The sequence below is a fragment of the Arthrobacter methylotrophus genome (assembly GCF_039539965.1).
Lineage (GTDB): Bacteria > Actinomycetota > Actinomycetes > Actinomycetales > Micrococcaceae > Arthrobacter > Arthrobacter methylotrophus.
On record NZ_BAABED010000001.1, the window covers coordinates 4,522,508 to 4,549,131 of the forward strand.

The window sequence follows — 26,624 nt, forward strand, 5'->3', positions numbered from 1 at the left end:
GAGATCGCGGCAGAATCAGGGGCGGCTGAAGGTCCGCCTGTAGCGCAGAGGCGGCAGGGAGTCGAAGGCGGCCCATCCAGGTGCGGCCGCTAGTACGTCGGGGATCCGGTTGACGGCCTGGCCGGTGACCTGATCGTGTCCCGGGGTGTATCGGGAAGACAGTTTGAATCCTGGTTTTCCGATTACCTGCCAGGAGTCGCCCGGTTCCAGGGCGCTGATGCTGCCGATCATGGTGAACTCCAGCAGCGGCTCTCCGGGGCCCTCGTCGCGTCTGACCGTGTCCCGGACGCCTACGATCTGGCCAGGCGGGACTTCCCGTCGGAGCGCAGCCGAGTAGATGGGCTCGGTCCCTATCACGGGCTCGGAGTGGACGCTGACCGTACCGCGGGGGAGCCCAAGGTGGGCGGCCACGGCGTCGACCGCGGCTATGCCAAAGCTCGGCGGACGTGCCTGCCCGTCGTCGACGGGCAGCTCCGACGGGTCGCAGCCTATGCCCATCTCAAGGAGCAGTTCCCGGGAGAGTCCTTCGGGGTTGAAGTCCGTCCTCCAGCGGACTTCGTCGACACGGTGCGAGGCTCCCATGAGCAGGCCGCCGATTCCTGCCCAGAAGATGTCCTGGTGACCTCCGCCATAGATTGTCACCCCGTGCTGCCGGGCCAGCGCATCCAGCCGGGCGGCTGTTTCAGGGGCTGTGCCCCAGGGGTGGAATGCCTCTTCGGCGATGGTCACGACATTGAGCCCGTGCCGGACGCACGTGGCTATGTGTTCGGCGTGGGAGTCCAGATAGCTGTCCACGGCAATGACTGCAACGTCGGCGCCGAGTCCGGCCAGCAGCTTGTCCGCGTCGGACGATATAAGGACGCCGAGGTCCCGGCCGACGCCGGCAACGCGGCCGAGGTCACGGCCCACCTTTTCAGGACTACGGGCTACGGCGCCGACGATGCTGACCCCCCGCTCCAGCAGCAGGCGCGTCATGTCCTGCCCCATTACGCCAACTCCGAAGACAACGGCGGTGATGGGTTTCATCTGATTTCTCCTAATGGCTTGGGCTCAACGCAGTACCTGGACGTCCGAAGTGGACTGCCAGGTACTGCCGGTCCCGGCGAAGATGCAGCTCGAACGCCCGCATGGGTTCAGTTCGCGGCCAGCCGTGCGGGAGTGCGCGACGTCCGGTATTTTGCCGATTCCGTGACCAGGGATGCGACGATCCTCAGGCCCTCTGGATCAAGCCTCTCTTCGGGGTGCCACTGCACCCCGACGGCGTACTGCTCCCCTGGCGCTTCGACGGCTTCCACGACGCCATCGGATGCGTACGCACTGACCACTAGTCCTGCCCCGAGATTGTCGATCGACTGGTGGTGGTGGGATGCAATGTCGAAACTGTGCGACTCCAGGATTCCGGCCAGCCTGCCGCCGGGCACTAGGGAGACGGCGTGCGAGGTGAATTCGCCGACGACGTCCCGGTGCGGGGTCATGTCCAGCCTGTCTCCCAGGTGCTGTTCGAGGGTGCCGCCGAAAGCTACGTTCATGATCTGCATGCCGCGGCAGGCCCCGAGCATCGGCATGCCGCGGGCATGTGCGCCGCGGGCCAGTGCGATTTCGAGTTCGTCGCGTACCCGAAGCGGGGTGTCGTTGAGCGGGTGGCTTGCGTGTCCGTACAGATCGGGATCAAGGTCCCGGCCTCCGGCCAGGAAGATACCGTCTGCCAAGTCCAGGAGCCGGTCTGTGCTGTCCAGCAGTGACTGGACGGGCGGGAGCATGATCGGCAGGCCGCCGGCCCGTTCGATGGCGTCAATGTAAGTGTGGGGAAGTGCATCGTTCTCGATGTCGCTCCACGCTCCCGAGGTGACGGATTTACGGTCTGTCACGACCAGGATGATGGGAGACTCCGTGCTCATGCCGGCTCCAGCGGAGAGTGGTCGTGCCAGCACGTGACGCCCCAGGTGGTCGCCAGCCACACAGCATTGCTGCCGGCGTCGGCGCCGTGCCAATGGTCCTCGTTCTCCGGGGTCTGCACCAGCGTACCGGGCTGCAGGTTCACGTGTTCGCCCGCGCTGCTCCCCACGCGACCGGTGCCGCTCACCAGATACAGCAGTTGGCCCCCGGGGTGGGAATGCCAGTTTGTGACTGCGCCGTCGTTGAAATGGACGCGGGCAATGTCCGGTTCTGAGCCCTGGGCTGCTTCGAGCATCATCTCGAGCTGGACTGGGCCGGTGAACTTGCCGCCGTAGACATAGTCCTTGTTGCCGCTTGCGATAAGTTTCACGGGTCAGACCTCGTCGCGGACGCGGTTGCTGATGGTGCCGACGCCACTGACCGTGATCTCTACGACGTCACCCTCGCGCAGGTAGCGCGGCGGTTTGCGCTCGTCACCGACACCGCCGGGGGTGCCCGTGGCGATCACATCGCCCGGCTCCAGGGTCACGCCCTTGGTCAGGTATTCGATCAGGGTGGGCACGTCGAAGATCAGGTCACGAGTGTTGCCCTTCTGCATTGTTTCGCCGCTAATGACTGTCTGCACGTCGAGTGCATCCTTGTCCACGGAGTCCACACTGGCGACGACGGGCCCGAGAGGGGTGAAGGTGTCAAAGCTCTTGCCCAGGGTGAACTGTCTCATCGGGGTCTCCAGTTGCGCGCGGCGCCCGGAGACGTCGTTGAGGACCGTGAAACCGCCGACATAAGACCAGGCATCCTCCTTGGTCACACGGTAGCCCCGGCGGGAAATCACAATGCCGACTTCGCCCTCGTAATCGGGACGTGTCTCTTCGCGAGGGATGACGATGTCGTCGTTCGGGCCGGTGATCGACGAGGACCATTTCGCAAACACCATCGGGACGTCCGGGTGGGCGAGGTTGGTCTCCTCGACATGGGACCGATAGTTCAGGCCGACGGCGAGGACCTTTCCCGGATTGACCGGCGCAAGGATCTTCACGTCGGACTTCGCATATGCGGTGCCTGCAGCGGTCCGGATGTTCTGCCATGCGGCGTCGGAGCCATCAAATCCGACTGCGGGGGCAGCCCCGGCGTCGATGATCGTGTCGTCTTCGAGGCGGCCGAGGCGAACTTCGCCGGCGGGTGTTTCGAAACGGATTGCCTGTGTCACGGTGACCTCCAAGAGGGATCGGTGGGAATGAATTCTGGTTATTATGCGAGTATACAAGTAATTGTATAAAGTACAACAGCCTGCTGTGGCCGTGTGCGGACCATTGGAAGGGCCGGAATCGCTGTTCTCTTAAGACTTACGGACGGTTCCCGCCGTGGAAGGATGGAACCCATGAGTGATCATATTGACGCCTTGGCTGCCAACGTCCGCCGGTTGCGGGAGACGCACGGGCTCTCGCTTTCGCAGTTGGGGGAGCGGTCGGGAATCGCCAAGGCCACCTTGTTCAAGGTTGAACGCGGCCGGACGAATCCGACCCTGGATACTCTTATTGCCATTGCGGACACCTTTGATGTGACCGTCCCGGATCTCATCGCAGTACCGGCCCGTGCGCTGGTTGATGTTGTACGGGCCGGCGAGGGTGAGGATATTTCCGACGATGCCTCCACCGGATTCGTCCTGCGCAGCCAGGTCATCGGCGCCGGTACCATGGAAATCCACGTGCAGGTCTTCCAGAAGAACAAGTCCGAGACGTCGGCCTCCCACGGAGCGGGGGCCAGGGAGCATGTGTTCGTCAAATCCGGTACCATCCGCGTTGGTCCAGTCGGAGAGGAAGTCGAGATCTCCGAAGGGGATTACGCCACTTATCCGGCCGACCGGACGCACCGGTGGCAGGCCGTTGACGCGGACGCGTGCGTCTGGATAGTCCATACCTTCCCGCGGGCGGCGGCGTTCAACGACGCGTGACCGCCGCGCGGGCCGGCGTCAGGAGTGGCGGCGATACAGATTCCACTCCCAGTCGGTCACGGCAGCCGCGAATCCTTGGACTTCCCGGCGCTTGAGTGCGGCGTAAATGCCCACGAATTCCTCGCCGAAGCCGTCCCTGAACACTTCATTTTTCTCCAGTGCGGCCACGGATTCCTCCAGTGAACGCGGTAGTGGAACTCCTGCGGCGTCGGGGGTGAGGCCTCTGCGGATGCCGTCCCCGGCCGCGTGCAACATGGCTGCCATCAGCAGGTGGGGGGAGGCGCTGGCATCCCCGGCCCGAAGTTCCAGCCGGGTTGCCCTGCCACGTTCGGCAGGAATCCGGATGAAGGTGAACCGGTTGTCTTCGTCCCAGTTGCTGGTCCGCGGGCTAAGGCCCGCGCCGGACAGGCGCTTGTAGGAGTTCACTGTTGGGGCGGCAAACGCCATGATGGCTGCAGCATGCGCCTGGATGCCCGCTATGGCCCACAGCGCCTCGGGGCTCAAGCCTCCCTCAGGAGTGGCGAAGACGTTCTCGCCTCCCTTCCATAGGGACAGATGCACGTGAAGGCTGCTGCCCTCTTCTTCTGTCACCGGCTTGGCCATGAAGTTTGCCTCCATGCCCTCGAGGATGGCCAGTTCCTTGATGCCCGATTTCAGCAGGAAGGCCGAATCCGCTGCGCCTAGAACCTCGTCATGCATGAGGTTGATTTCGAACTGGCCGGGTGAGAACTCCCTGTTCACTACGGTGACGCCGATGTCCATGCCGATGAGCTGCCGATGGATCCGGCCCACGGCACCGTCCGGATCCGTGATTCGGTCCATGGTGTATGAGACGCCGTTCGTGGCGTAGGGGACGCTACTGCCGTTCGCATCGTTCCTGAACAGATAGAACTCAGGCTCCCCTGCCGCCACCGCATCCAGGCCCAGGGTGGTCCCAAGAATCTCGTTGGCACGGGTCAGCTGGCTGCGCGGACACAGTTCGGAAGGACGGCCGTGCTCGCTCAGTCGGGACAGCACCCAAAGGGAGTCTGGCTCCCATGGCGGCACGAAGGCCGTCTGCAGATCCAGATGTGCGTGCAGATCCGGATGGGTGGCCAGGGACGGGAATTCCTTGTCGTCCACCGGGACGCCCATCAGGTCCTCGGCGTTCGCCATCTTTGAGTAGGCCACCCCGCCCTCCAGGTGTAGGAGGGATTTCACCGGGTACTGCTTTCCGCGCTGACGTCCGAACAGGTCGGAATGAATGACGCGGATGACTTGGATTCCGCGGGCCAAAAGCTGGTTGAGGAAGTCGGCGTCGAAAGCGGGGCGCAGGGCTTCTTGGTCGATAGCAGGGCTTGTCATCGTGCCCTCCTTTGCTGGTTGTCGGGTATTGCCTGAAGAACGATATGGTGATTATAGTAGTATAGCTGTTCAGCAAAAGAAACACCGGTATGGAAGAATCCCGCGGATGCGGCCCTGCCGCCTCTGAGCTAATAAGGAGCAAAAAGATGATCAAGCTTTATGACATTGACCATGTCGTCATGGGCGTCAAGGACCTCGACGAGTCTGTCGAATCCTGGCAGAACGAGTTCGGCCTGACCGAGGTCAGCCGTGAAGGCAGCCAGTCCTTCCTCGTATGTAACTACGAAAAGCCCTCGCTGATCCTGCAGAAAACTCCCGAGGCCGGCATCCTCCACGCCGCCTACCAATTGGCGCCGGAGCTGACGCTGGATGATGCGGAAAAGCACCTGAAGGAGAAGCGGGTCCAGTTCACCCGGTCCGAGACCGCGGTCTCCTTCGAGGACCTCGAGGGCAACGGCATCCAGTTCGTGAACTACCGGCCCAAGGAAGGCCAGGACAAGTTCCCCCGCGAGTGGCGCCAGGCCACGCAAAGCCACCGCATCGGGGCGCCGCGCAAACTAGGTCATGTGAACTACCTGACCGCGGACATCAACCGACAAGTGGACTTCTACCTCAACGTGGTGGGAATGAAACTGGCAGATAAGCTCGGCGCAGACGCCGGCGCATTCCTGCACGTCGGTGCGGACCACCATGTCATGGCCTTCGTCAACACCGGCCAGGCGCATTTCCACCACATCGCCTTCGACATGGAGGACTGGGGCCAGATCCGCCAGTCATTCGACCACCTCGCGCAGTACGGCCGGGTCATGCCCTGGGGTCCCGTCCGTCACGGCATCGGGGGCAACCTCGCAGGCTACGTGCGGCTGCCGGAGGCAGACTGCTTCATCGAGCTGTACTCCGATATGGAGCAGCTGGATGCAACCCATGAACCCCGCGAGTACCCCGATGACCGGCATTCCTCCAATGTGTGGGGCATGCTTCCGCCGCGTTCGTATTTCCGGTTTGATGCAGAATCCATCAAGGCTGAGCGGGAAAGCCTTCAGTCGATCTGGGAGAAGGAGCCGGCACTGCTCGGGGACTAATCTGTGCGGCGGGACCAGCCCTTGGCGGAGGTCCCGCCACAGCTGTGCGGACGGGAATCCACTGCCCGGTTTCGCGAAGGCCGGGGAGGCAGGTATGGGGCATACTCAGAGTGTGAAACTAACGAAGTCCGGATGCCGCCTGGCTGCCGTCGAGCTCATCTCCGAAGACGTCAAGTCGAGCTCGGACTTTTATGCCTGGCTGTTGGGGGCTCCCGCGGAGGGCGGCCCGGAGGCCTGGGACGCCGGCCAGCGCCTGACTGAGAAGGGGATCGCCTCGGTGCGGCGCCCCGAAACCGAAGGCCCGGGTGCAGGATGGGTTCCCGTTTTCCATGTGGAAAACGCCGCGGAGGCGCAGTTCAGGGCTGAGGCTGCCGGGGGAGGCGCCCGTGACCATTCCTCCATCGCCGGCGGCGCGAGGAACTACTTCATCGACGCTGCTGGTGTGTGGACGGCGATAACCGACACCGAGCTTTCCGAAGAAGAACTGTCTTTGGTCGGCCAGACCAACGTCGACTACGGGTCGATGGACACAGCTTCTGCCGCGGATTTCTACTCCAATGTGCTGCATCTGGAACAATTCGAAATTGTCGATGACCCTTATGACTTCAGAATCATCCACGACGACCGGCACATCGTCGCCGGCATCGTGAAATTTGGCGGTACGTTCGCGGAAGCCAGCCGGCCGGCCTGGCTCGTCTACTTCGACGTCGACGACGTGGACCAGACCCTCGCTCGGGCCGTCGAAGCAGGTGCGCGCATTGTGGTGCCGGCCAATAACAGCAACATGAACCGCTACGCGGTGCTGCGTGACCCCTATGGACAGGTCTTCGGCCTCAGCCGATACTCCGTCGGCGGCGTGGACAACGTCCGGGCCAGGACAGCAACTGGAACTGTGATGCTGACCGATCTGGTCGACATTGGTGTCTAGGCCGCTCCCGTCAGTCTCCGGGAACCTCCTCCAAGGCCTTCAGCACCAGCCATAGATTGCTGATCTGTCTAGTGGCGGTGATCTCATGGCCCAACAACTCTTTGATCTGGCGCAGTCGGTAGCGCAGCGTATTCCGGTGGATGAAGAGCTCCTCTGCCGTGCTGGCAAACGACCGGTCTGCCGTCAGGAAGATCCGAAGAGTGCGCACCAGCTCCGAGCCGTGGCTCGTGTCGTAGTCCAGAAGCGGCTTGAGGGTCGAGGCTGCGATATCACGCACCGGCACCTGCGTGTTTGTCAGGATCAGCAGATGGCCAAGATCGACAGCGCCGGGATGCTGCAGGCCCGGCCCCGCTTCGGCGGCCGCGAGTGCCTCGAAGTACCCCGCGCGTATGCCTGCCGCCCCCACATGGGTCGAGCTGACGCCAACTGATGCCATGGAGCCTATCTCGGACATATGGTGCAGCAGGGACTTGGCGATGTGATCGACCATGGGGTCGCTTGGCACAAGCATGAAGATGCGCCCCTCGACCACGACCCGGACAAAAGGCTCGCTCTGATTGCTCAACAGCGTATGAATGTTCCAGGGGACGGATAACAGGCGTTCGCGCCGGGTTTGCGACTGCCCCAGCAGGACCCGGTACTGCTGCCGCGGGTCAAAGCCGATGCCGCGCAGCCGGCTGTTGCCCTCGCCTTCGGAGACCCGGCCATGGATCAGGTCATCGATGAAGTGCTGGGTGAGTTCGCGTTTTCCTTCCTGGCGTGCCCGGAGCCGGCCGATCTCCAGCGTCACCAGATCAACACCCGCATCAACAAGCCGCTGCGGGTCGTTGCCGGTGTTGGCGGCCAGGATGGCGACCGGTTCGTTGTCGACATAGACGCGGCTGGCGGCAACACCCACCGGCAGGGAAGAGGGCTTGCTGGCCTCCAGGACTTGGGCATAGTCCCATAGGGTCCTGGCTGGTGCCGCGGCGAGGGTATTGCCGTTGAGGTCAAACAACGCGGTGTCGGCACCCAACGCGCGGTGAAGCCCGGCGATGACCCCCTGGAGGCCGCCGCTTCGCGCTGCCCGGATGAGGGACCGCAGGCTCTCCCCGGGGTCGCCGCTCAAGGCTGGAACGGTCGCCCTACCGGTGGAACTGTCCATGGTTCGGTCTCTCCCGAAGCTAATGAGGTGGAGTGGGGCAATGCGGGCATTCGCGAGCCTCTGGTGGCAAGATCCTGTTCAACAGGCACTACAGACAGACCTTGCCATGTTAGTTGATTGTGACCGATGCACTAACACGGCGTCAATTGTTGGCTCGCCGGGACATGGCTGCGCCTCGGCCTGGAGCCCAGAATGAAGACACGCACTACACCGTCTTGTATCTAGGGAGACTCAATATGTCACGAGCATTCGTGCAGACGAAACAGTCGGAAACCGAAGCCACGCCTTCAATTGCAACACCGGGCTCAGCCGAGCCCGGCCTGGCCGGACCGTTCAGTATCCAGGTGCCAACGGAGAAGGACCCGCGTGTAAGGTTCGAGCTTGAACGGCTCCTTAGCCGCGCCCGGGAAATCCGCCCGCGCCTGCGCGCGGCGCAGGCGCAGACCGAGACCGACGGCAAATACGGCACCGACATCCATGAATTCTTCCTGGAGCACGGCTTCTACCGCATGCTTCAGCCGCAACTGTTCGGGGGACTGGAGCTCGGGGTTTCGGCCTTCTATCAGGTGATTGCCGAAGTTGGCCGGGGCTGCCCTTCGACAGCTTGGTGCTTGTCATTGTCCGTGGGTCACTCCCTCACGCTGGGATCGTACTTCGACGAGCGCGCCCAGCGCGAGATCTTCGGCGAGAACGGCTACATGATCTGCCCGGCCAGCGGCAACGGTCGGGACATGTCCGTTGAACGCGTAGACGGCGGCTGGCACGTCAGCGGTTTCTGGCGGTACTGCTCCGGAGCGCCCTACTCCACGCACTTCATGGCAACGACCTACATCCCGGGCGAGCGTGCCGGGGATCCGGAGCGCCGCGTCTGGATGATCCTCCGGCGAAGCGACTACGAAGTCCTTGACGACTGGGGCCGCGTCATCGGCATGCGGGGATCCGGCTCCAACAGCATCACAGCGACGAAGGCATTCGTCCCCGACTACTGTGTCTCCGAGGAGAAATGGACCGCCTCGATGTCGGGTCCGACCCCCGGCTCCCGGTTGCACGACAACCCCGTCTACGCCGGGACGTTCTTCGGCTTCGCCGAAGGCGAGGTTGCCAGCACATCCGTAGGCCTGGGCTACGCGGCGATTGACGAGTTTGAAAAAATCATCATGAAGACCCGCCACCCGTGGATCAAAGACGGTTCCATCCGGGGAGACTACGAGGAATGGCAGCGCGTGCTCGGCATGGCAATCTCCTACGTCGACGGCGCCCAGTCCATTCTGGTGAACAGTTCGCGCCTGTTTGAAGAGTACGCCGCCCGATCCGTCGAAGGCATCGAGCCGTTCGACGAGTCCCGTTCCCTGCGGCTCAACGGCGTCTACTTCGTCGTCGAGGAACTCGTCTACAAAGCTGTCGAATTGATGTTGCGGAATGCGGGCTCCCAGAACACCGCCGACGGGGCGCCGCTGCAACGCTACTTCCGGGACATTCTCACCACGCGAACGCGGACCGACCAGTTTGAGATGTTCTCCGTCAACACAGCCACAGCCCATCTGAAGGCCTGAGAACCTCACCCTTCCCCGCGATCGTCAAGACGCCAGGTTCACGCCAGCCGGCCGTCTTCCGGATCTGACTTACCGATGAAAGGCACCACCATGACTCCAGCAGCGCTGCAGAAAACCTATGTCCCCGGCTCCTCTGTATGGCAGGAACTTACTGCCACCAGCAGCAAAGGCCTGGCCACGTTCTACCGGAATGTGCTCGGTTGGGAACTTTCGCTCGACGGAAGCACTGGCGTGTTTACTCAGGCCGGCGAACCTGTCGCCAGTCTCAGCGTCGACCCCCTGGCGGGGCCCGCCGGGACCGGGTGGCAGGTCTATCTCGGTGCGGACGATGTCCCGGCTGCACTCCTCCGGGCCGAGGCCGCGGGAGCGACCGTTATCAAAGAGGCGCACCAACTCCCGGTATCCGATGAAGCGGCCGTCCTTCTGCGCGATCCCGAGGGCACCATCTTCGGTATCGTCTCCGTGGAGGCCGCACGGGCATCACTGCCTTCGCTGATGAACGGCCATTTGGCCCTGGTGGATGTCATGACCCACGATCTGACCGCCGCCACGGCGTTCCAAGCGGCCTTGTTCCCGGAAAACACTCTTGTCCACGTAGAGGAAGGACTGAGTATTTACAGGGACGCGGACGGCAGGCCGCTCCGAGGAATCAACGTCATCCAGGAGGAACTCCACCCCGTCCTGCCCCCACACTGGCTGGCCTGGTTCGTCGTTGCCGACCAAGCCGCTGCCGCTGAGTCCGCCCAAGCCTCAGGCGGCAGCGTCAACGTCGCTGACCAACCCATCGCCTTCGGCCGTTGGTCTGTGGTTGTAGACCCTTCAGGGGCTGCATTCAAGGCATTGGAGCTCGACCGAGCCATCTAGATCGCGCCGGGTAGACCCGCCGACCCGTAATTTCTTTGCCCCATGCGAACCCGCCCGGTACCACTGGTGCCGGGCGAGGCCATTTAAGTCGTCGCAGTCCGCGGTTCAGTCATAATTGTCCCCCGTGCACAATGGGGGCGGTCTTTCCTGTCACAAAACACATCGTTCAGCACCATAGTGCTCGTCACACTGGATACAGATGCACCGCGGAAAGGCGCATGAACCGAACTCACTACAGCAAGCTAAGAGGAGACAGACCATGACTGCCACCATGATTGATCGTCCGACCGCTGTCATCCAGGACGTCTGTGCAGCCAACGCCAAGCAGGCCTTCGGACACTTTCCCAGCGGAGTTGTCGCCGTCGGTGCGATGCTTGACGGGTCGCCCGCAGGCTTCGCGGCGTCCTCATTCACCACAGTTTCCTGGGAACCGGCCCTCGTGTCGATTTGCGTCCAGCGCAATAGCAAGACCTGGGCTGCGCTGAGCGGACAAGACCGTATAGGTATTTCTGTGCTGTCCGAACGCCAGGGCGAACTCGCGTTCCAGCTCTCCTCCCGTAACCGCGACCGCTTTGCCGGCCTTGATTGGGAGCCAAGCGACCAAGGCGCGCTGTTTATCGGTGGTGCGGTGGCGTGGATGGACTGTTCTGTCTATCAGGAAATCCCCGCGGGGGACCACTCGATCGTCATCTTCAAAGTCCACGGACTGGGTACGGCCGAGGAGAGTCCCCTGGTCTACCACCGCCAGACCGTCCGCAAGATGGTCACGGCCTAAGTCCAGGCATAGATCCAAGCCGCATCTGCATGGCCGAACAGGCCTGCAGGCAGAAACTCAGAGTGGAGTAAACCCTTGGAAAGCTACGACGCCCTCCTGGCTTCAATCACCCCGACCACCGGAGAAACCCGGACCATCCTCGATCCCGCCACGGGCACCGCCGTCGGCGAGGCCCCAGTCCACACCGTTGCGGACCTCGAGGCCGCGATCGCTGCCGCCGCTGCCGCCCAGCCCGCGTGGGCTGCGCTGGGCCACGACGCCCGGTCCGCCGCGCTCATGAGGGCCGCCGACGCCGTCGAACGCTCCGCCGAAGAACTCGCCCGGCTGCTCTCCCGCGAGCAGGGCAAGCCGCTGAACGGCCCCAACGCCCGTTTCGAAGTCGGTGCCTGCGCCGCGTGGCTGCGCGCCGCCGCCGCCACGCCGCTGGAGGCGGAAACCGTGGTGGACGACGGCGAAACCCGCGCCGAACTGCACTACCGGCCCATCGGCGTCGTGGGCGCGATCGGTCCCTGGAACTGGCCCATGATGATCACCGTCTGGCAGATCGCCCCCGCCCTGCGCATGGGCAACGCCGTGGTGGTCAAACCCTCCGAATACACCCCGCTGTCCGTCCTCGCACTGGCCGCGATCATCAACGAGGAACTTCCTGAAGGCCTGCTCACGGTGGTCTCCGGCGGGCGCGAGGTCGGCGCCCGCCTGGCCGAACACCCCTCCATCGGCAAGGTCATGTTCACCGGCTCCACCGCCACCGGCAAAGCGATCATCCGCTCCTCGGCGGACACGGTCAAACGCCTCACCCTCGAGCTCGGCGGCAACGACGCCGGCATCGTCCTGCCCGACGCCGACCCGAAAGCGATCGCCGAAGGCCTCTTCTGGGGCGCGTTCATCAACACCGGCCAGACCTGCGCGGCACTCAAGCGCCTCTACGTCCACGACTCGCTCTATGAAGCCGTGTGCACCGAACTCACCAAGGTTGCCGCGGCAATGCCCATGGGCAACGGACTGGATGAGGCCAACGTGCTCGGCCCGCTGCAGAACCGGCAACAGTTCGACATCGTCACAAGGCTTGTGGACGCAGCCCGCGAATCCGGCGCCACAATCCTGCTCGGCGGAAACCCCGAGACCGGCCAACCCGGCAACTTCTACCCCACCACCCTCGTGGCCGACATCGACAACAACAACCCCCTCGTAGCCGAGGAACAGTTCGGCCCCGCCCTGCCCATCATCCGCTACAACACAATCGATGACGCGATCGCCAAAGCGAACGCGCTCGACGTCGGACTCGGCGCCTCCGTCTGGTCCTCCAACCTCGACGAGGCCCGGAACGTCGCCGCCCGCCTGCAAGCCGGAACCGTGTGGATCAACAAGCACGGCGCAGTGGACCCCCGCATCCCGTTCGGCGGCGCGAAGCAATCCGGCTACGGCCTCGAATTCGGCGTCGAAGGCCTCAAAGCCCTCGGCGTGCCGCAGATCATCAACGGCTAGCTACGACTTCTGAACCGGGTGTTCGAGGACCGGAAGCTCTACCTCTCACCGGTCATGGACCTCTTCGACCGGCAGATCATCTCCTATTCGATCGGGTCCTCTCCGAACCTGGAGCTGACCAACGCTTTCTTACTTAGCCAGTCCAACTTCCGGGGACCAGTTCATCAGGTGAAGGAGCGTTCCGAAACAGGGTGCCGGATGTGAGCGGGCGTTGGGTTAGTTTGCTGCGGTGAAACGGGCGCGGCGGTGGGCCGGAGTTTCGATTTCATCCAGCATGGCGACGGCGTAGTCCTGAGTGGAAATGCTGTTGCCCGCGGGGGAATCCTGGGCGGTAGAGTAGTTCCCCGTGCGCTCACCGGGTTGGATGATGGGTGCCGGCGCCAGGACGGTCCAGTCCAGGGTCTCGGGAGCTTCCTTGACGGCGGCGAAGGCTGCGGCCGCGGTGGTGGCTTCGGCCTTGTAGGCCTCCGGAAAATCAGGTGAATCGAGGAGGCGAACGCCGTCGATCTCCAGGGTGCCTGCGCCGCCGACGATCATCAGGCGCGTACCTTCCGCGTTGCTGTAAGCGGTATCCATCGCTGCAAGCCATTCTCCGTGGTCTCCCCCGGTGCGGCTCGGCCCGGTGGCGAGAATAACGGCGTCGTGCTCATTGGCGATCTCCGCGAAGCTCTGACCATCACCGAGATCGGCGGCGAGGGCCTTCGCTCCAGCAACCTCTGAGCCCCTGCGGGAGATGGCCGTAACCTCGTGGCCGCGGGTGAGGGATTCGTTAACGATCTGGCTTCCGACCATGCCTGTTGCGCCGTAAACTGCGATTTTCATGACTCTCCTTGGGTTGCTATCCTTGCAATAGAAACACAGTATCTATTTGATATCGATAGCCTCAAAGGAACTTAGTTACCCTATGGAAACCAATGCACTGCCGGCAAACGTTTTGGACCCTGATTGCCCGTCCCGCGTGATCTTCCAACGCATCGGCGATAAATGGGCTTCGCTGGTGGTCCAAGTTCTCGCAGATGGCCCGGTCCGCTTTTCCGAGCTCCGCAAGATGGTCCACGTGGTGACGCCGAAAGTGCTGACTCAAACCCTTCGTTCCCTTGAGCGCGACGGGCTGATCAGACGAACTGTGTATGCGCAGGTGCCGCCTCGCGTCGACTATGAGTTGACTGCGCTGGGAGCATCATTGTTGGGACCCCTGAAGCAATTACGCCAATGGGCGGAAGACCATGTGCCCAGCATTCTCGAGGCCCGCGACGTCTACGACGATGCCCAGGATGAGGCTGTCCTAAGAGGCTGACCCGGGCTCGCTCTACCCAACTGACTAGCAATAGGTGTCGCTATAACGGCTCAAAACGACATCTAATGCGAGCTAGTTGGGCGGGCCGACGGGTGTCCGCAAGCCGAGGTGCCCGTCGCGCATGGTTGCAACAGAATCTGTGAACGGCAGGAAATCTGTGTCGTGCGTGACCATGACCGTTGCCGTCGCGAACTCGTCCGTGACCTGACGCAGGAGACGCACGATCGACTCACTGCGCTCGTGATCCAATGCCGCTGTCGGCTCGTCCACGAGTAAGACCCGGGGCCGACCCATGAGCGCGCGTGCAATGTTCACGCGCTGCCGCTGGCCTCCCGAGAGCTGGTGCGGTCGCTTGCTGAGTGAAGCACCAAGTCCGACGACGTCGAGTAGTTCCGAAGCGCGCTTGCGTGCCGGTGCGGACGGCTTTCCCCGGAGATGATCGCCGATGATCAGCTGCTCGACGGCCGTCAGTGAAGGCAAGAGATTGGGCTGCTGGAAGATGATGCCGACCTTTTCCCGACGCAGGGCGGTGAGTTCGGTGTCGTTTAGTCCTGTTGTATCTTCGCCGTCGATGATGACGAGTCCGGAACTTGGCCGGACCAGTGTGGCCGCCACCGCCAGAAGCGAAGATTTTCCCGAGCCGGACGGGCCCACGAGGGAGAAGAATTCACCGGCGTCCACCCGGAGATGCACGGAGTCCAGGGCCTTGAGCGTGGACTCTCCGTCCGGGTATTCCAAGGTGACGTTGACTAGGTTGAGTACAGGATTCATGAATATGCCTTTCGCAGAATATTTGAGCTGAAAACAGCCGGATCTAGTTGCCGCCGAGTGCGATGAGCGGATCCACCTTGGTGATGCTTCGTACTGCCACCGCCGCACCGCCTAGCCCCAGGAGCACAATCCCGGCAATGGGCAGGAGCGTTGTCAGCGGAGTCACGAGGAACGGGGCCGCTTGTGCGGCGAAGACGCCACCCAGCACGCCAAGCCCACCGCCAAGTCCAGCCCCGGCCAGCAAGACAATTCCTGCTTGGACCAGCGCGTCACGAACCACGTAGCCGGACGAGGCACCCATGGCCTTGAGCACGGCGATGTCACGTGTGCGCTGGACAGTCCAGACGGTGAGGAAGGCCACGATGACGAGCGCCGAGATGCCATAGAGGAAGGCCTGCATGAGCATCAAGGACCCGTTTTCACTCTTGTACGAGCCGAGAGCCTGGAAGGAGCCGCTGGGGGTTGCGCTGACCGTGCCGGCCGCCGCATTGGCGGCATTGATGTCCACGGAGGCACCGGCGTCGTACGACACCGCGAGGACCGTCCCGATCGATTCCGCGGCAGGAATATGTGCGAGCTTCTGCCACGTAGCCCGTGAGGTCCAAACAACTCCGGTGTGCGAATACCACTCATCGTGGGTGATCGCGGAGACCGTCATGCCGGTACCACCCACGGTCACCCGGCTGCCGACAATCAACGAGAGTTCCTTTGCCAAGGACTCCCCGACCACCACCTCGCCTTCCTTGACCGCCACAGGCGAGATGCCGCCGTCGGACCCGAAGACCGCGACGTTGGCAGTGCCAGCAGCATTGTTGGCCGAATCGAGGGACTGAAGCCTCGTCTGGGTGATACCGACGGCCTCGGCAGCGGAAACACCGGGGCGGTTTCGCCAAGCGTCGAGCTGCTTGCCCGAGATTTCCGATTCCGTAAATGACGCCCTGGCCTCGCCCCCGGCGGGGGCGCCGAAGACGATTTGTTGCGCCGGGAGGGCTGCGATCGCCGACGTCGACTGATTGCCCAGGCCTGCAGTGAGTCCCGAGAGCATAACGAGGAGGAGCGTGATCAGGGCGACGACGCTTCCCATCAGGGCGAAACGGCCCTTGGCAAAGCGGATGTCGCGCACGGCGAGAAACATGGAATTCCTTTGGTTGGGAGGCGACCTTCTGGTCTTGTTTCAACTCTCCGGGCAGAAGACGCATGGGACATCAGGAGGTGGATTGACCTGTCGGATCGCCTTGGCTGACTCGAGGATCATCCGTTTGGTTGATTCAGCCCGAATGGCGCGGAATCCGGGCAGAAGTGTCGGGGTGCGGGGATACGCTGGAGGGCATGCAGGGAGACGATTTGCAGCAAGCCACCGCGCAAGCCGCGCTGCCCCAGCTGCTAGGTGACACGGCGCAGCCGAGCGGTTCTGTTGTGATCTTGCGTGTCCTGCGGGTCAGTCTGCACGTCGGTTTTGCGGTGCTTTTGCTGGTGGCCCTCGTAAGGCTCGCGACCGCCGGCCTTTCTCCCATGGCCACTGGGACGGGACTGGTTCTTGCCGTGCTTCTGGCTGCCGTCTATCTCGCGGGGACAGTTCTTGAGAAGAGGCATGCGGGGAACCCTGAGCGCTTCAACCCGCAACCTTACCCGCGCTGGTGGCTTGCCGCCGTGAGTTTCCTGTGGGTGCTCCTCATGCTCATCAGTCCGGACTTTGCGTGGATAGCTTTCCCGTTGTTCTTCGTGCAACTGCATATCTTGCCGCGGCGCCTCGCCTTGGCCGCCATAGCTGCCAGCACCGCACTCCTGATCGCGGCCATGTGGTTCCACAACCGTGGTGTCGGGGCGGATGCCTTGCAACTTCCCATGGTCCTCGGGCCTGTTTTCGGGGCCGCCTTCGCTGTTGTCACCGGCCTGGCATATCGGGCGCTCTACATCGAGGCAGAGAATCAGCGCCTTGCCGCTGAGGAATTGCGCCGCACCCGAGCCGAGCTGGCACTCAGCCAGCACGACGCCGGTGTGCTGGCTGAGCGGGAAAGGCTCGCCCGCGAAATCCACGACACCCTGGCGCAGGGATTCTCGAGCATCGTCCTGATGGGCCGTTCGGCGGAGAAAGCCCTCGACGCAGGAGACAGCGTCACGGCCCATGATCGCCTCAAAACCGTCCGCGAGACCGCAGAGAGCAACCTGGCGGAGGCCCGGAACTTTGTCCGTGGACTGGGATCCCCCGAGCTGGCGGAAGCCGGGCTGGCCGACACCCTGCGACGCCTCTGCACGAAAACCGAGGCCGAAGCAGCCGCGCGCGGGGCCACGCTGCGGTGTCGCTTCGAGCTCCAGGGCACTCCAATGCCGCTGCCGAACCCCTACCAGACCACCTTGTTGCGCGCAGCTCAGTCTTCCCTTGCGAACGTGTGGGCGCATGCCCACGCGAGCACCGCCGTCGTCACCCTGTCCTTCCTGGACACCGAGGTGACCATGGATGTGTTCGACGACGGCGTAGGCTTCGATCCCACCGCCGCGGCCGCCGCGGCAACACGGGGTGACGGGACCGGCGTCGGGCTCAAAAGCCTGCGTGAGCGGCTTGCGGCCCTTAATGGAACGCTCGACGTCGAGTCGGCTCGCGGGGAGGGGACCGTCGTGGCAGTCCGGCTGCCGCTGGGTACTGGCAACCTGGGCCTGGAGGCGTCCCCATGACCAACAACATCAGGGTCTTGTTGGTTGATGATCATCCCGTGGTCCGCGCGGGGCTCCGGGCAATGCTTGCCGACTTCGAGGGAGTCCGAGTGGTGGCGGAAGCGTCCGACGGCGATGCTGCCTTGGCAGAGCTGTCAAAGCTCCATGCCCTCGGCGAGCCCGTGGACGTGGTTCTCATGGATTTGCAAATGGGCTCGGGGATGGACGGCGTCACTGCCACCGGCAAGATCAAGGCAGGTGTTGCCGGGACTCCCCCACCGCCGGTCCTGATCCTGACCACGTACGACAACGACGCCGACATACTCGCCGCGGTGGAGGCCGGTGCGAGCGGATACATGCTCAAGGATGCGCCGCCCGAGCAGATCCGGCAGGCCGTGGTGAGTGCAGCGGCCGGCCGGACAGCACTCGCGCCTGAGGTTGCCGCGCGGCTCATGGGCCGTATCCGCAATCCGGTGCCCGCGCTGAGTACGCGGGAAGTCCAACTTGTAGAGCTTCTTGCCACCGGGATGAGCAACCGCGCGATGGCGAGGCAACTCTTCATTTCCGAGGCCACCGTGAAGACGCACTTGGTACACATCTACGCCAAGCTGGGCGTGGACAACCGGACGGCGGCCATCGCGGTGGCGACGCAGCGCAGGATCATCCGGAACCAATAGCCCGTTTAGACCCAACTAACTCGCAGTTGTTGACGTTATGGGCGCTCTAAGCGACAACAATTGCGAGTTAGTTGGGCAAGGGGCACCCAGGTGGTCCATCACAAAAGCGCAACGTACCGCGCCATGAATCAAGAGCGCCAAGCATAGAAGGCATAATGGCGCAAATGGGGAAAACGAAGAATCTTGTCCTGGGGTTTGCCGCCCTGATGATTGCTGGCTCGCTGTCCGCTTGCGACGACGGTCGTTCCGGGGCGGAGGGCGCGGCCAGTCAACTCGCCTCGTCCTTGGCGGCGCTCGACGTCGGATCACTCTCTCTTGACGGCAAAGATGCCGCGTCCGCAAATGAGCAGCTCAAGGCGGTGTTCGCGGTCCTCGACCCCGCCAAGCCTTCCGTTGAAAGCGGGGAAGTAAAGCTCGACGGCGACAAAGCCTCGGTCCCGCTCAACTACACGTGGAAAGTCGGAACCACGGAGTGGAAGTACACCTCCCAGGCGACGCTCAAGAAGTCGGGTGACAAATGGGCCGTCCAGTGGACTCCGGCACTCTTGGAGCCGGATCTGAAGGACGGGGAGGTTCTCGACAAGACCGTCACTACGCCGGCCAGGGCTGATGTCCTGGGCGCCGGGGATGCCAAATTGGTCAGCTACCGTCCGGTGGTTCAGGTGGGCATCGACAAGACCACGATCGGATCGGCGGATCCTGCGGCTTCGGCGGCGAAGCTCGCGCAACTGGTCGGCGTGGACGAAGCCGTGTACGTGAAGCAGGTCCAGGCGGCCGGCCCGCAGGCCTTCGTCAGTGCCATCACCCTGCGGCAGGAGGGCCGGTCGATCACAGACGAGCAAATTTCGTCCATCCCCGGCGCCCGCGGCATTCCAGATTTCCTGCCTTTGGCGCCGACGCGAACCTTCGCTCGCGCACTATTGGGCACCGCAGCCGAGGCAAGCGCCGAGCAGATCCAAAAGGCCGGAGGTGCCCTCAAACAGGGAGACACAGTCGGAACCGGTGGTCTGCAGGAACAATACGATGCCCAACTCCGCGGCCAGGATGGGGTTTCCATCAAGACGCGGCCGCAAGGCATGACGGATGAGCAGATCAAGGCCGCGAAGCCCGATCCCCGTAGAGTGCTTTTCGCCGTTAATGCGAAGCCCGGCGATCCGCTCAAAACCACACTGGATCCTCGCCTGCAGCAACTTGCCGAGGATACTTTGACGGGCGTTGGTCCCGCTTCGGCTATTGTGGCGCTCCGACCCTCCACCGGCGCGGTTCTGGCTGCGGCTTCCGGCCCCGGAAGCAACGGCTACAACACGGCAATGCTCGGGCAATATGCCCCAGGATCCACGTTCAAGATCGTCGATTCCCTAGCGATGATCCGCAATGGAATGACGCCGGATTCGACGGTTGAATGCACGCCGACAATTTCGGTGGATGGCCGGACATTCAAGAACGCCGAGGGCTATCCGGTGACTTCCTTGGGCTCTATCGCCCTGCGGGATGCTTTTGCGCATTCGTGCAACACGGCATTCATCAGCGCACGGGACAAGGTCAGCCAAGCCCAGCTCGAATCCGCGGCAACTTCCCTGGGGCTCGCGGTCCAAGCACCGAAGCTGGGGGCCGATGCCTTCCTGGGCTCAGTCCCCGGAAACGCGGACGGCACGGAGCACGCAGCCTCCATGATTGGCCAAGGCAAAGTGCTGCTCTCCCCGCTTGCTGCTGCGGTCATGGCAGCTTCCGTGGGCCACGGCGCGCCGGTGTCGCCACAACTCGTCCTGAACCCCGGCTCAGTCTCACCCTCCACAGGTGCCACTCCCTCGCCGTCGGGCTCGCCGTCGTCGTCCCCGACCGCGTCGGCAGCCCCCGCGCCTGCCGCTTCCGACAAGCCAGTCACCCCTGCGGAGGCGGCCGCGCTGGGCGACATGATGCGTGCCGTGGTGACTTCCGGTCATGCTGGTTTCCTCGCGTCGGTGCCGGGCGCGCCGGTGGGTGCGAAGACCGGGACGGCCGAGTTCGGAAACGACAACCCGCCCAAGACACATGCTTGGATCGTTGCAGTGCACGGCGATCTGGCAGTGGCAGTGTTCGTGGAAGACGGCGGTCTCGGGGCGACCACGAGCGGCCCGTTGCTCAAGTCGTTCCTGACCGCCGCCGGCTAAGCTACACATCTCAGACGCATGCATATGTGCAGGAGGATCCGTCATTTCGGCTCGATACGTGAGCGAGCGTCGGCCCTAGACACACCCACAACGCCGGGTGCACACTTAATTCAACGCTTGTTGAATTAGCTGCATGAATTAGCTGCATGAATTAGTTGCACCCTCTGGGAGTGGCCATGGACCAGCTTGAAAGCACCACGTGCGTCATCGCGGGCGGAGGGCCGGCCGGGGTGATGCTCGGACTCTTGCTGGCGCGGGCTGGCGTCGACGTCACCGTCCTCGAAAAGCACGCCGACTTCCTGCGCGATTTCCGTGGCGACACCGTCCATGCCTCTACCATCCGGCTCCTGGATGAGCTCGGGCTGGGCGAGGGATTCCGGGCACTCCCCCAAAGCAAGCTCGGCAATTTCAAACTCCCCACGGACCGCGGAGAGGTGACGCTCACAGACTTCGACCGCCTCAAGCCACCCTACGATTACGTGGCCATGGTTCCGCAGTGGGACCTCCTGAACTTCCTGGTGGACGCCGCGCAGCAAGAGCCGCATTTCACGCTCAGGATGAACACTGAAGCCACGAATTTGGTGTACGACGACGGCGCGAAGGTCGCCGGGGTGGCGTACCGCACCCGGGACGCGGCGTCGGGAGAGGAAACCGGCTCGGGCGAGCTGCGCGCAACGTTAACGGTGGCCTGTGATGGCCGCAGCTCGGTACTCCGGAAGAAGGCAGGCCTAGTCCCCCACGAATTCCCGGTGCCGTTCGACACCTGGTGGTTCAGGCTCTCCCGGCGTGCAGACGAACAGGGACAGTTGGCCTCCATCATGCCCCGCTTCTCCGGGACAGATGTGCTCCTCAGCCTGACCCGCAAGGACTTCTACCAGATTGCCTACCTTGCGGAAAAAGGCAAGGACGCCCAGTTGCGTGCTGAAGGGGTCGAGAGCTTCCGCGGACGTGTGGCCCGCATCCGCCCGGATCTGGCGGACCGCGTGGACGAAATCAGATCCATGGACGATCTCCATTTGCTCGATGTGAAGCTCAACCGGATCAAGCCATGGCACAAACCAGGTCTCCTCCTCATCGGAGACGCCGCCCACGCCATGTCTCCCGCTGGCGGTGTCGGCATCAATCTGGCCATCCAGGACGCCGTCGCCGCGGCGCAGCGCCTCGCCCTCCCATTGCTTCGAGGCACCTTGTGCGAGGCCGATCTCGCCTCAGTGCAGAAGCGCCGCTGGTTTCCCACCGTGGTGATCCAGAACGTGCAACTCATTCTTCAGAAAGCGGTCTTCGGCCCCGCAGTGAGAGGCCAGATGACCGGACCGCCGAGTCCGTTGGTCTTTGTCGCCCGCCACATTCCCTGGTTCGGAAAACTTCCGGCACTCATGATCGCCTTCGGTCCCCGGCCGGAGCACGCCCCGGATTTTGCGCGCCGAAAGGCTCCCGCAAACCGGAAACCGCTGTGAACAGGGGTCGCCGCCCGGGACAAGTGAGCAGCCGCGACGCGGTTCTCCGGGCGGCACGCGAACAATTCAGCCGCAAAGGATACGACGCTGCAACGCTCCGGGCCATCGCGTCCGAGGCTGGGGTTGATCCGTCCATGATCAATCACCATTTCGGCACCAAAGAGCAACTATTCATGGCCGCGCTTGAGTTGCCTGTGGATCCCACGGACCACGTGGCCGCAGTCCTTGACGGACCTCCGGACGGCGTGGGGGAACGGCTGGTGAACCGCTTCTTGACCGTCTGGGACTCGCCCGCGGGAGCGGCCGGCGTCGCGGTTCTCAGGACCGCGATGCAACACGAGGGGAGCGCTGCCCTGGTCCGCGAGTTCGTCCTCAACCGGGCCATCAACCCGCTCCTGACCGGGCTTGGCATCCCCGCCCGAGAGGCCCCGTGGCGTGGAAACCTCGTTGCATCGCAGCTTTCCGGGCTGATCCTGACCCGCTACCTCATCAAACTGGAGCCCATCGCCTCGGCCCCGCACGCCGTCGTCGTCCGAGCATTGGCGCCAACAATCCAGCGCTACCTCATCGGGGCGCTAGCTGGTGGCCTGCCGGGCTGGATGGGGGACGACTGAAGAGTCCCCCGCTGTCCGTGGGAAGATTGGGCAGTGGCCCACATTGATGTTTCCGGTATTGACTACTTCCTCTCCGATGGCACCCAGCTGCTCAACGGCGTGACCTTCAAGGTCCCGGACGGCAGCAAGACTGCTCTGATCGGGCCCAACGGAACGGGCAAGACCACCCTGTTCAAGATCATCGCGGGGGACCTTACGCCTGACGAGGGAGTGGTGGGCCGTTCCGGGACCATGGGCATCATGCGCCAGTTCGTCGGCCAGGTCCGCGATGAATCCACCGTGCGCGATCTTCTCGTCTCCGCTGCGCCGCCGGCACTTGCCGCGGCCGCCAAGGCGGTCGAAGACGCCGAACTCGCCATGATGGAGCACGACGACGAGCCCACCCAAATGCGGTACGCCCAAGCGATCGTGGACTGGGGAGACGCTGGCGGTTACGACGTCGAAACCGTCTGGGATGAGGTCTGCATGGCGGCGCTGGGGCTCCCCTTTGACCGCGCGCAGCACCGCCCGGCGTCGAGCCTTTCGGGGGGCGAGCAAAAGCGCTTGGTGCTTGAGGCACTGTTCTCCGGACCGGACCAGCTGCTTCTCCTCGACGAACCGGACAACTACCTTGACGTCCCGGGGAAGCGTTGGCTCGAGAATAAACTGAACGAATCCAAGAAGACGGTTTTCTTCATCAGCCACGACCGCGAGCTACTCAACAACGCGGCGGGACGCATCGTGACGCTTGAACCCGGCATCAACGGTGCGGGCGCCTGGGTACACGGCGGCGGTTTCGGCACGTATGTGGATGCACGTATTGACCGCAACGCGCGCTTTGAGGAGCTGCGCAAGCGCTGGGACGAGGAGCACCTGAAGCTCAAGGAACTCGTCATTATGTACAAGACCAAGGCTGCATTCCGCTCGGACATGGCCAACAAGTACCAGGCGGCGCAGACGCGGCTCGCCAAGTTCCTGGAGGCCGGGCCGCCTGAGGCGTTGCCGTTGGAGCAGAACGTGCACATGCGCCTCAAGGGAGGCAGGACGGCCAAACGCGCTGTGGTGGCTGAAAAGCTTGAACTTACGGGCCTGATGAAGCCGTTCTCCACCGAGATCTGGTTTGGCGACCGCGTGGGGGTGTTGGGTTCCAATGGCTCCGGAAAGAGTCACTTCCTGCGGTTGCTCGCCGCCGGCGGTTCCGACCCGGAGCGCGAGCACTTGCCTGTTTCTGACGTTGAGATTGCCGAAGTCTCGCACGAGGGCACCGTCAAGCTGGGTGCCAGGATCCGTCCGGGATTCTTCGCGCAGACGCATTCCCGTCCGGACCTGCTCGGCCGGACGCTCTTGGACATTCTGCACCGCGGCGACGAGCACCGCTCGGGGCTGGGCCGCGAAGCTGCTTCCGGGGCGCTCGACTCTTACGGGCTGGTGGGCTCGGCCGAGCAGAAGTACGAGTCCCTCTCCGGCGGGCAGCAAGCGCGCTTCCAGATCTTGCTTCTCCAGCTGTCCGGCGCCACGCTCTTGCTCCTGGACGAGCCCACGGACAACCTGGACTTGCATTCAGGCGAAGCACTTGAACGCGCCATCGATGCTTTCGAAGGCACTGTCCTGGCCGTGACGCACGACCGCTGGTTCGCGAAATCCTTCGACCGTTTCCTCGTCTTCGGGTCCGACGGGAAGGTCTACGAATCGGCTGAACCCGTCTGGGACGAGGCTCGCGTGGAGCGCGCGCGCTAGCTCCCAACCGCCTCCCCGGGACGCTCGCTCACCTTTGGCCCGTTTTTTCGGAACGCTCCTCCACTTTTGAAGTGGTCCCCGGAAGTTGGACTGAGAAATTCAGTTCCGACTTCCCGGGGAGCAGTTCATTTGGTGCAGGAGCGTTCGGGGTTTTGGCCCCATAGGTGAGCGAGCGTCGGGTGGGGCAGGGCGACCTCATCCCGGGGGGACGAGCGGGAACGTCTGATCGATCTCTTCTGTCACACGATCAAACAAGATGATTAAATGATCACTTCAAGTTAGCATTTGAGCATGAAGACTTCTGACCGCCATCGGCTCATTGGCGAGTTGCTGCGCAAGCGCGAAGAAATCACCGTTGACGAACTCGTTGCCGAATGCGGGGCCTCGGGGGCCACTATCCGGCGGGACCTGGAAATCCTCGCGTCGCACGGGGTTCTTCGTCGGATCCATGGCGGTGCCCGGAGCCTCGTGGAACGCGGCGACAACCCCGGTTATGGGCAGCGCGAACTGGAGGAGCAGGACGCGAAGGGAAGAATCGCCGTCGGCGTCGAACGGCTCCTCCGCGACCGTGACCACGTGTGGCTGGACAGCGGCTCCACGGCAACGGAGATTGCCCGCCGGCTCGCGCAACGTGAGCTGACCATCATGCCGATGTCCCTCCGTGCCGTGGAGTTCCTGGCAACGGATCATCCCTCTGGCCGGCGTCCGGGTCTTTTGTTGCCCGGGGGCAGCTTGGTTCCGGGCGAGCAGTCCTTCCGCGGACCGATGGCCGAGGCCAACATCCGCTCGCTGCGCTTCGACGCGGCCATCATGACGCCGTGTGCCATCAGCCTCAAGGACGGCCTGTTGGCGCACGACATCGAGGACGCCGCGATCAAGCGTGCAGGCCTCGAGTCGGCGGCACGGGTGATCATCGCCTGCACAGGAAATAAGTGGAATGCCCAGGCCATGGCCTTGGTTGCAGCCATGGACGCAGTAGATGTCATCGTGACGGACCGGAAACCGACACCCGAAGAACGCACCCAACTGGAGAATCTCTCCGTGGAAGTTGTCATCGTATGAGCACCAGCACCGCCACCAACGTGAAGGCCGCGGCGATCGCCACCTTCTTGGTCTTCGGCATGAACGGGCTGGTGTTTGCCAGCTGGGCAGCCCGCATACCCGCTGTGACCCAGACTTTGCACCTCACTTCCGGACAGATGGGCACCCTGCTGCTGTGCACCGCCGTCGGGTCCCTTGTGGCCCTGCCGTCCGCGGGATGGGTCATCGGCAGGATCGGTACGGCCAATGCCGTCCGCGCCGCCGGGCTGCTGGCCGCCTGCGCGGGTGCGGCTATCGCTTTCTCCCTGATGGCCGGCTCCGTGGCCGCCACCGCTGTGGCGCTGTTTTTCTTTGGGGTGGGGGTCGGCCTGTGGGATGTGTCGCAGAATATCGAGGGGGCCGACGTCGAACATCGCCTCGGGCGAACCGTCATGCCGCAGTTCCATGCCGCCTTCAGTGGAGGCGCTTTTGTGGGTGCACTGATCGGCGCGTGGCTATCCCAGATCGGCGTCGGACTGCCGGAGCACTTGCTGGTCATCGCCGGCGTCGTGGTGCTTCTGACGCTGACGGCGCCGCACTACTTCATGCCTCACGAAGCCGCTCTTGTGACGTCCGACGGCGGTGTGCCCACCGTCAAGGGTCCCTCGGCGTGGCGGGACTCCCGCACGCTGCTGATCGGCGCGGTGGTGCTCGGGGCGACCCTCACGGAAGGCGCAGGCAACGACTGGATCGCGAAGGCCACGGTGGATGGCCTGGATGCCACGGAATCAACGGGCGCCCTCTTGTTTGCCCTCTTCGTGGCCGCGATGACCCTGATGCGTTTCTTTGGCGGCCGGGCGATCGACAGATTTGGGCGTGTAGCCGTGCTGCGGGTCAGCATGGCCACCGCAGCAGCGGGCCTGGCGCTCTTCGTCTTCGCGGGCAGCCTCATCCTTGCCGCGGTGGGCGCGGCGCTCTGGGGTATCGGCGCTGCCTTGGCCTTCCCGATGGGCATGTCCGCTGCTGCCGATGATCCCAAGCACGCAGCCGCACGCGTCTCTGTGGTGTCGACCATTGGCTATGTGGCGTTTCTCGCCGGGCCGCCGCTCTTGGGATACCTGGGCGACCATACCGGAATCCACATGGCCCTGCTTGCGATCGGGGTTCCGATCCTGATTGCCCTGTGGCTGGCCGGCGCGGCGAAACCTTTGGTGAAAAGCAACTAGCTCGCAGTTGTTGTCGTTTTGA

Annotated in this window: 26 protein-coding genes; 17 read left to right on the forward strand and 9 right to left on the reverse strand. The window is 63.5% G+C overall.

All coding sequences use genetic code 11. From position 1 onward, the window contains the following. Positions 1–15: 15 nt before the first annotated feature. The 4 genes from ABD884_RS23270 to ABD884_RS23285 form a co-directional block, all read right to left on the reverse strand. The gene (locus ABD884_RS23270) at positions 16–1,026 is read right to left on the reverse strand and encodes a Gfo/Idh/MocA family oxidoreductase (RefSeq protein ID WP_345052696.1); all 1,011 of its coding nucleotides are present in this window, start codon (positions 1,024–1,026) and stop codon (positions 16–18) included. Between the two features lie 107 nt (positions 1,027–1,133). Beyond that, a complete protein-coding gene (locus tag ABD884_RS23275) occupies positions 1,134–1,898 on the reverse strand; it encodes a gamma-glutamyl-gamma-aminobutyrate hydrolase family protein (protein WP_345052699.1) in 765 nt (254 codons plus the stop codon). Next, positions 1,895–2,266, reverse strand: a complete 372-nt coding sequence (locus tag ABD884_RS23280; protein WP_345052702.1) for a cupin domain-containing protein — start codon at positions 2,264–2,266, stop codon at positions 1,895–1,897. The genes ABD884_RS23275 and ABD884_RS23280 overlap by 4 nt, the downstream gene beginning before the upstream one ends. A 3-nt stretch (positions 2,267–2,269) precedes the next feature. Beyond that, positions 2,270–3,103, reverse strand: coding sequence for a fumarylacetoacetate hydrolase family protein (locus tag ABD884_RS23285; protein ID WP_345052706.1), 834 nt, complete (start codon positions 3,101–3,103; stop codon positions 2,270–2,272). Between the two features lie 171 nt (positions 3,104–3,274). Between ABD884_RS23285 and ABD884_RS23290 the strand changes: the two genes are divergently transcribed. After that, positions 3,275–3,847: a helix-turn-helix domain-containing protein gene (locus tag ABD884_RS23290; protein WP_345052717.1), complete on the forward strand. Its 573-nt coding sequence runs from the start codon at positions 3,275–3,277 to the stop codon at positions 3,845–3,847. Positions 3,848–3,865: 18 nt separating this feature from the next. Here the strand turns inward: ABD884_RS23290 and ABD884_RS23295 are convergent, their stop codons facing one another. Continuing rightward, positions 3,866–5,191, reverse strand: coding sequence for a glutamine synthetase family protein (locus ABD884_RS23295; RefSeq protein WP_345052721.1), 1,326 nt, complete (start codon positions 5,189–5,191; stop codon positions 3,866–3,868). Between the two features lie 146 nt (positions 5,192–5,337). Between ABD884_RS23295 and ABD884_RS23300 the strand changes: the two genes are divergently transcribed. Both ABD884_RS23300 and ABD884_RS23305 read left to right on the forward strand, forming a co-directional pair. After that, on the forward strand, positions 5,338–6,273 hold the full coding sequence (locus ABD884_RS23300) for a VOC family protein (protein ID WP_345052724.1): 936 nt from the start codon (positions 5,338–5,340) through the stop codon (positions 6,271–6,273). Positions 6,274–6,385: 112 nt separating this feature from the next. Continuing rightward, complete coding sequence (locus ABD884_RS23305) at positions 6,386–7,201, forward strand: VOC family protein (protein WP_345052727.1); 816 nt, start codon at positions 6,386–6,388, stop codon at positions 7,199–7,201. Positions 7,202–7,211: 10 nt separating this feature from the next. Here the strand turns inward: ABD884_RS23305 and ABD884_RS23310 are convergent, their stop codons facing one another. Beyond that, a complete protein-coding gene (locus tag ABD884_RS23310; protein ID WP_345052730.1) occupies positions 7,212–8,345 on the reverse strand; it encodes a PucR family transcriptional regulator in 1,134 nt (377 codons plus the stop codon). 236 nt (positions 8,346–8,581) lie between these two features. On the opposite strand from ABD884_RS23310, the gene ABD884_RS23315 reads away from it, so the two are divergent. The 5 genes from ABD884_RS23315 to ABD884_RS23335 all read left to right on the forward strand — a co-directional run bounded on the left by ABD884_RS23315 (position 8,582) and on the right by ABD884_RS23335 (position 13,226). Beyond that, entirely contained in the window at positions 8,582–9,898 is a 1,317-nt protein-coding gene (locus tag ABD884_RS23315; protein WP_345052735.1) for an acyl-CoA dehydrogenase family protein, read from the forward strand. Positions 9,899–9,988: 90 nt separating this feature from the next. Next, positions 9,989–10,762: a VOC family protein gene (locus ABD884_RS23320; protein ID WP_345052738.1), complete on the forward strand. Its 774-nt coding sequence runs from the start codon at positions 9,989–9,991 to the stop codon at positions 10,760–10,762. A gap of 259 nt (positions 10,763–11,021) precedes the next feature. Further along, positions 11,022–11,537 (forward strand): flavin reductase family protein, encoded by a 516-nt coding sequence (locus ABD884_RS23325; RefSeq protein WP_345052742.1) that lies wholly within the window; start codon positions 11,022–11,024, stop codon positions 11,535–11,537. A 75-nt stretch (positions 11,538–11,612) separates the two neighbouring features. Then, positions 11,613–13,022, forward strand: a complete 1,410-nt coding sequence (locus tag ABD884_RS23330) for an aldehyde dehydrogenase family protein (RefSeq protein WP_345052744.1) — start codon at positions 11,613–11,615, stop codon at positions 13,020–13,022. An 18-nt stretch (positions 13,023–13,040) separates the two neighbouring features. Beyond that, on the forward strand, positions 13,041–13,226 hold the full coding sequence (locus tag ABD884_RS23335; RefSeq protein ID WP_345055354.1) for a hypothetical protein: 186 nt from the start codon (positions 13,041–13,043) through the stop codon (positions 13,224–13,226). Positions 13,227–13,238: 12 nt separating this feature from the next. On the opposite strand, the gene ABD884_RS23340 is transcribed toward ABD884_RS23335, so the two are convergent. Beyond that, positions 13,239–13,844, reverse strand: a complete 606-nt coding sequence (locus tag ABD884_RS23340) for an NAD(P)-dependent oxidoreductase (protein WP_345052747.1) — start codon at positions 13,842–13,844, stop codon at positions 13,239–13,241. Between the two features lie 82 nt (positions 13,845–13,926). On the opposite strand from ABD884_RS23340, the gene ABD884_RS23345 reads away from it, so the two are divergent. Next, entirely contained in the window at positions 13,927–14,319 is a 393-nt protein-coding gene (locus ABD884_RS23345) for a winged helix-turn-helix transcriptional regulator (protein WP_345052750.1), read from the forward strand. Between the two features lie 72 nt (positions 14,320–14,391). Here ABD884_RS23345 and ABD884_RS23350 read toward each other — a convergent pair whose 3' ends face one another. Together ABD884_RS23350 and ABD884_RS23355 are read right to left on the reverse strand one after the other, a co-directional pair. After that, positions 14,392–15,090 carry an ABC transporter ATP-binding protein gene (locus ABD884_RS23350; RefSeq protein WP_345052754.1) on the reverse strand — a complete coding sequence of 233 codons (699 nt, stop codon included), beginning with the start codon at positions 15,088–15,090 and terminating at the stop codon, positions 14,392–14,394. 43 nt (positions 15,091–15,133) lie between these two features. Further along, positions 15,134–16,225, reverse strand: coding sequence for an ABC transporter permease (locus tag ABD884_RS23355; protein ID WP_345052757.1), 1,092 nt, complete (start codon positions 16,223–16,225; stop codon positions 15,134–15,136). A 194-nt stretch (positions 16,226–16,419) separates the two neighbouring features. On the opposite strand from ABD884_RS23355, the gene ABD884_RS23360 reads away from it, so the two are divergent. The 8 genes from ABD884_RS23360 (at position 16,420) to ABD884_RS23395 (ending at position 26,602) form a co-directional block, all read left to right on the forward strand. Then, entirely contained in the window at positions 16,420–17,763 is a 1,344-nt protein-coding gene (locus ABD884_RS23360; RefSeq protein WP_345052760.1) for a sensor histidine kinase, read from the forward strand. Beyond that, positions 17,760–18,419, forward strand: coding sequence for a response regulator (locus ABD884_RS23365; RefSeq protein ID WP_345052764.1), 660 nt, complete (start codon positions 17,760–17,762; stop codon positions 18,417–18,419). The genes ABD884_RS23360 and ABD884_RS23365 overlap by 4 nt, the downstream gene beginning before the upstream one ends. A 164-nt stretch (positions 18,420–18,583) precedes the next feature. After that, positions 18,584–20,569 carry a penicillin-binding transpeptidase domain-containing protein gene (locus tag ABD884_RS23370; RefSeq protein ID WP_345052773.1) on the forward strand — a complete coding sequence of 662 codons (1,986 nt, stop codon included), beginning with the start codon at positions 18,584–18,586 and terminating at the stop codon, positions 20,567–20,569. A gap of 176 nt (positions 20,570–20,745) precedes the next feature. Continuing rightward, positions 20,746–22,026, forward strand: a complete 1,281-nt coding sequence (locus tag ABD884_RS23375; protein WP_345052777.1) for an FAD-dependent oxidoreductase — start codon at positions 20,746–20,748, stop codon at positions 22,024–22,026. Positions 22,027–22,049: 23 nt separating this feature from the next. Beyond that, positions 22,050–22,640: a TetR/AcrR family transcriptional regulator gene (locus ABD884_RS23380; protein ID WP_345052782.1), complete on the forward strand. Its 591-nt coding sequence runs from the start codon at positions 22,050–22,052 to the stop codon at positions 22,638–22,640. Between the two features lie 33 nt (positions 22,641–22,673). After that, positions 22,674–24,356, forward strand: coding sequence for an ABC-F family ATP-binding cassette domain-containing protein (locus ABD884_RS23385; protein WP_345052786.1), 1,683 nt, complete (start codon positions 22,674–22,676; stop codon positions 24,354–24,356). A gap of 291 nt (positions 24,357–24,647) precedes the next feature. Beyond that, complete coding sequence (locus ABD884_RS23390) at positions 24,648–25,418, forward strand: DeoR/GlpR family DNA-binding transcription regulator (RefSeq protein ID WP_345052793.1); 771 nt, start codon at positions 24,648–24,650, stop codon at positions 25,416–25,418. Beyond that, a complete protein-coding gene (locus ABD884_RS23395) occupies positions 25,415–26,602 on the forward strand; it encodes an MFS transporter (RefSeq protein ID WP_345052802.1) in 1,188 nt (395 codons plus the stop codon). The genes ABD884_RS23390 and ABD884_RS23395 overlap by 4 nt, the downstream gene beginning before the upstream one ends. Positions 26,603–26,624: the final 22 nt, after the last annotated feature.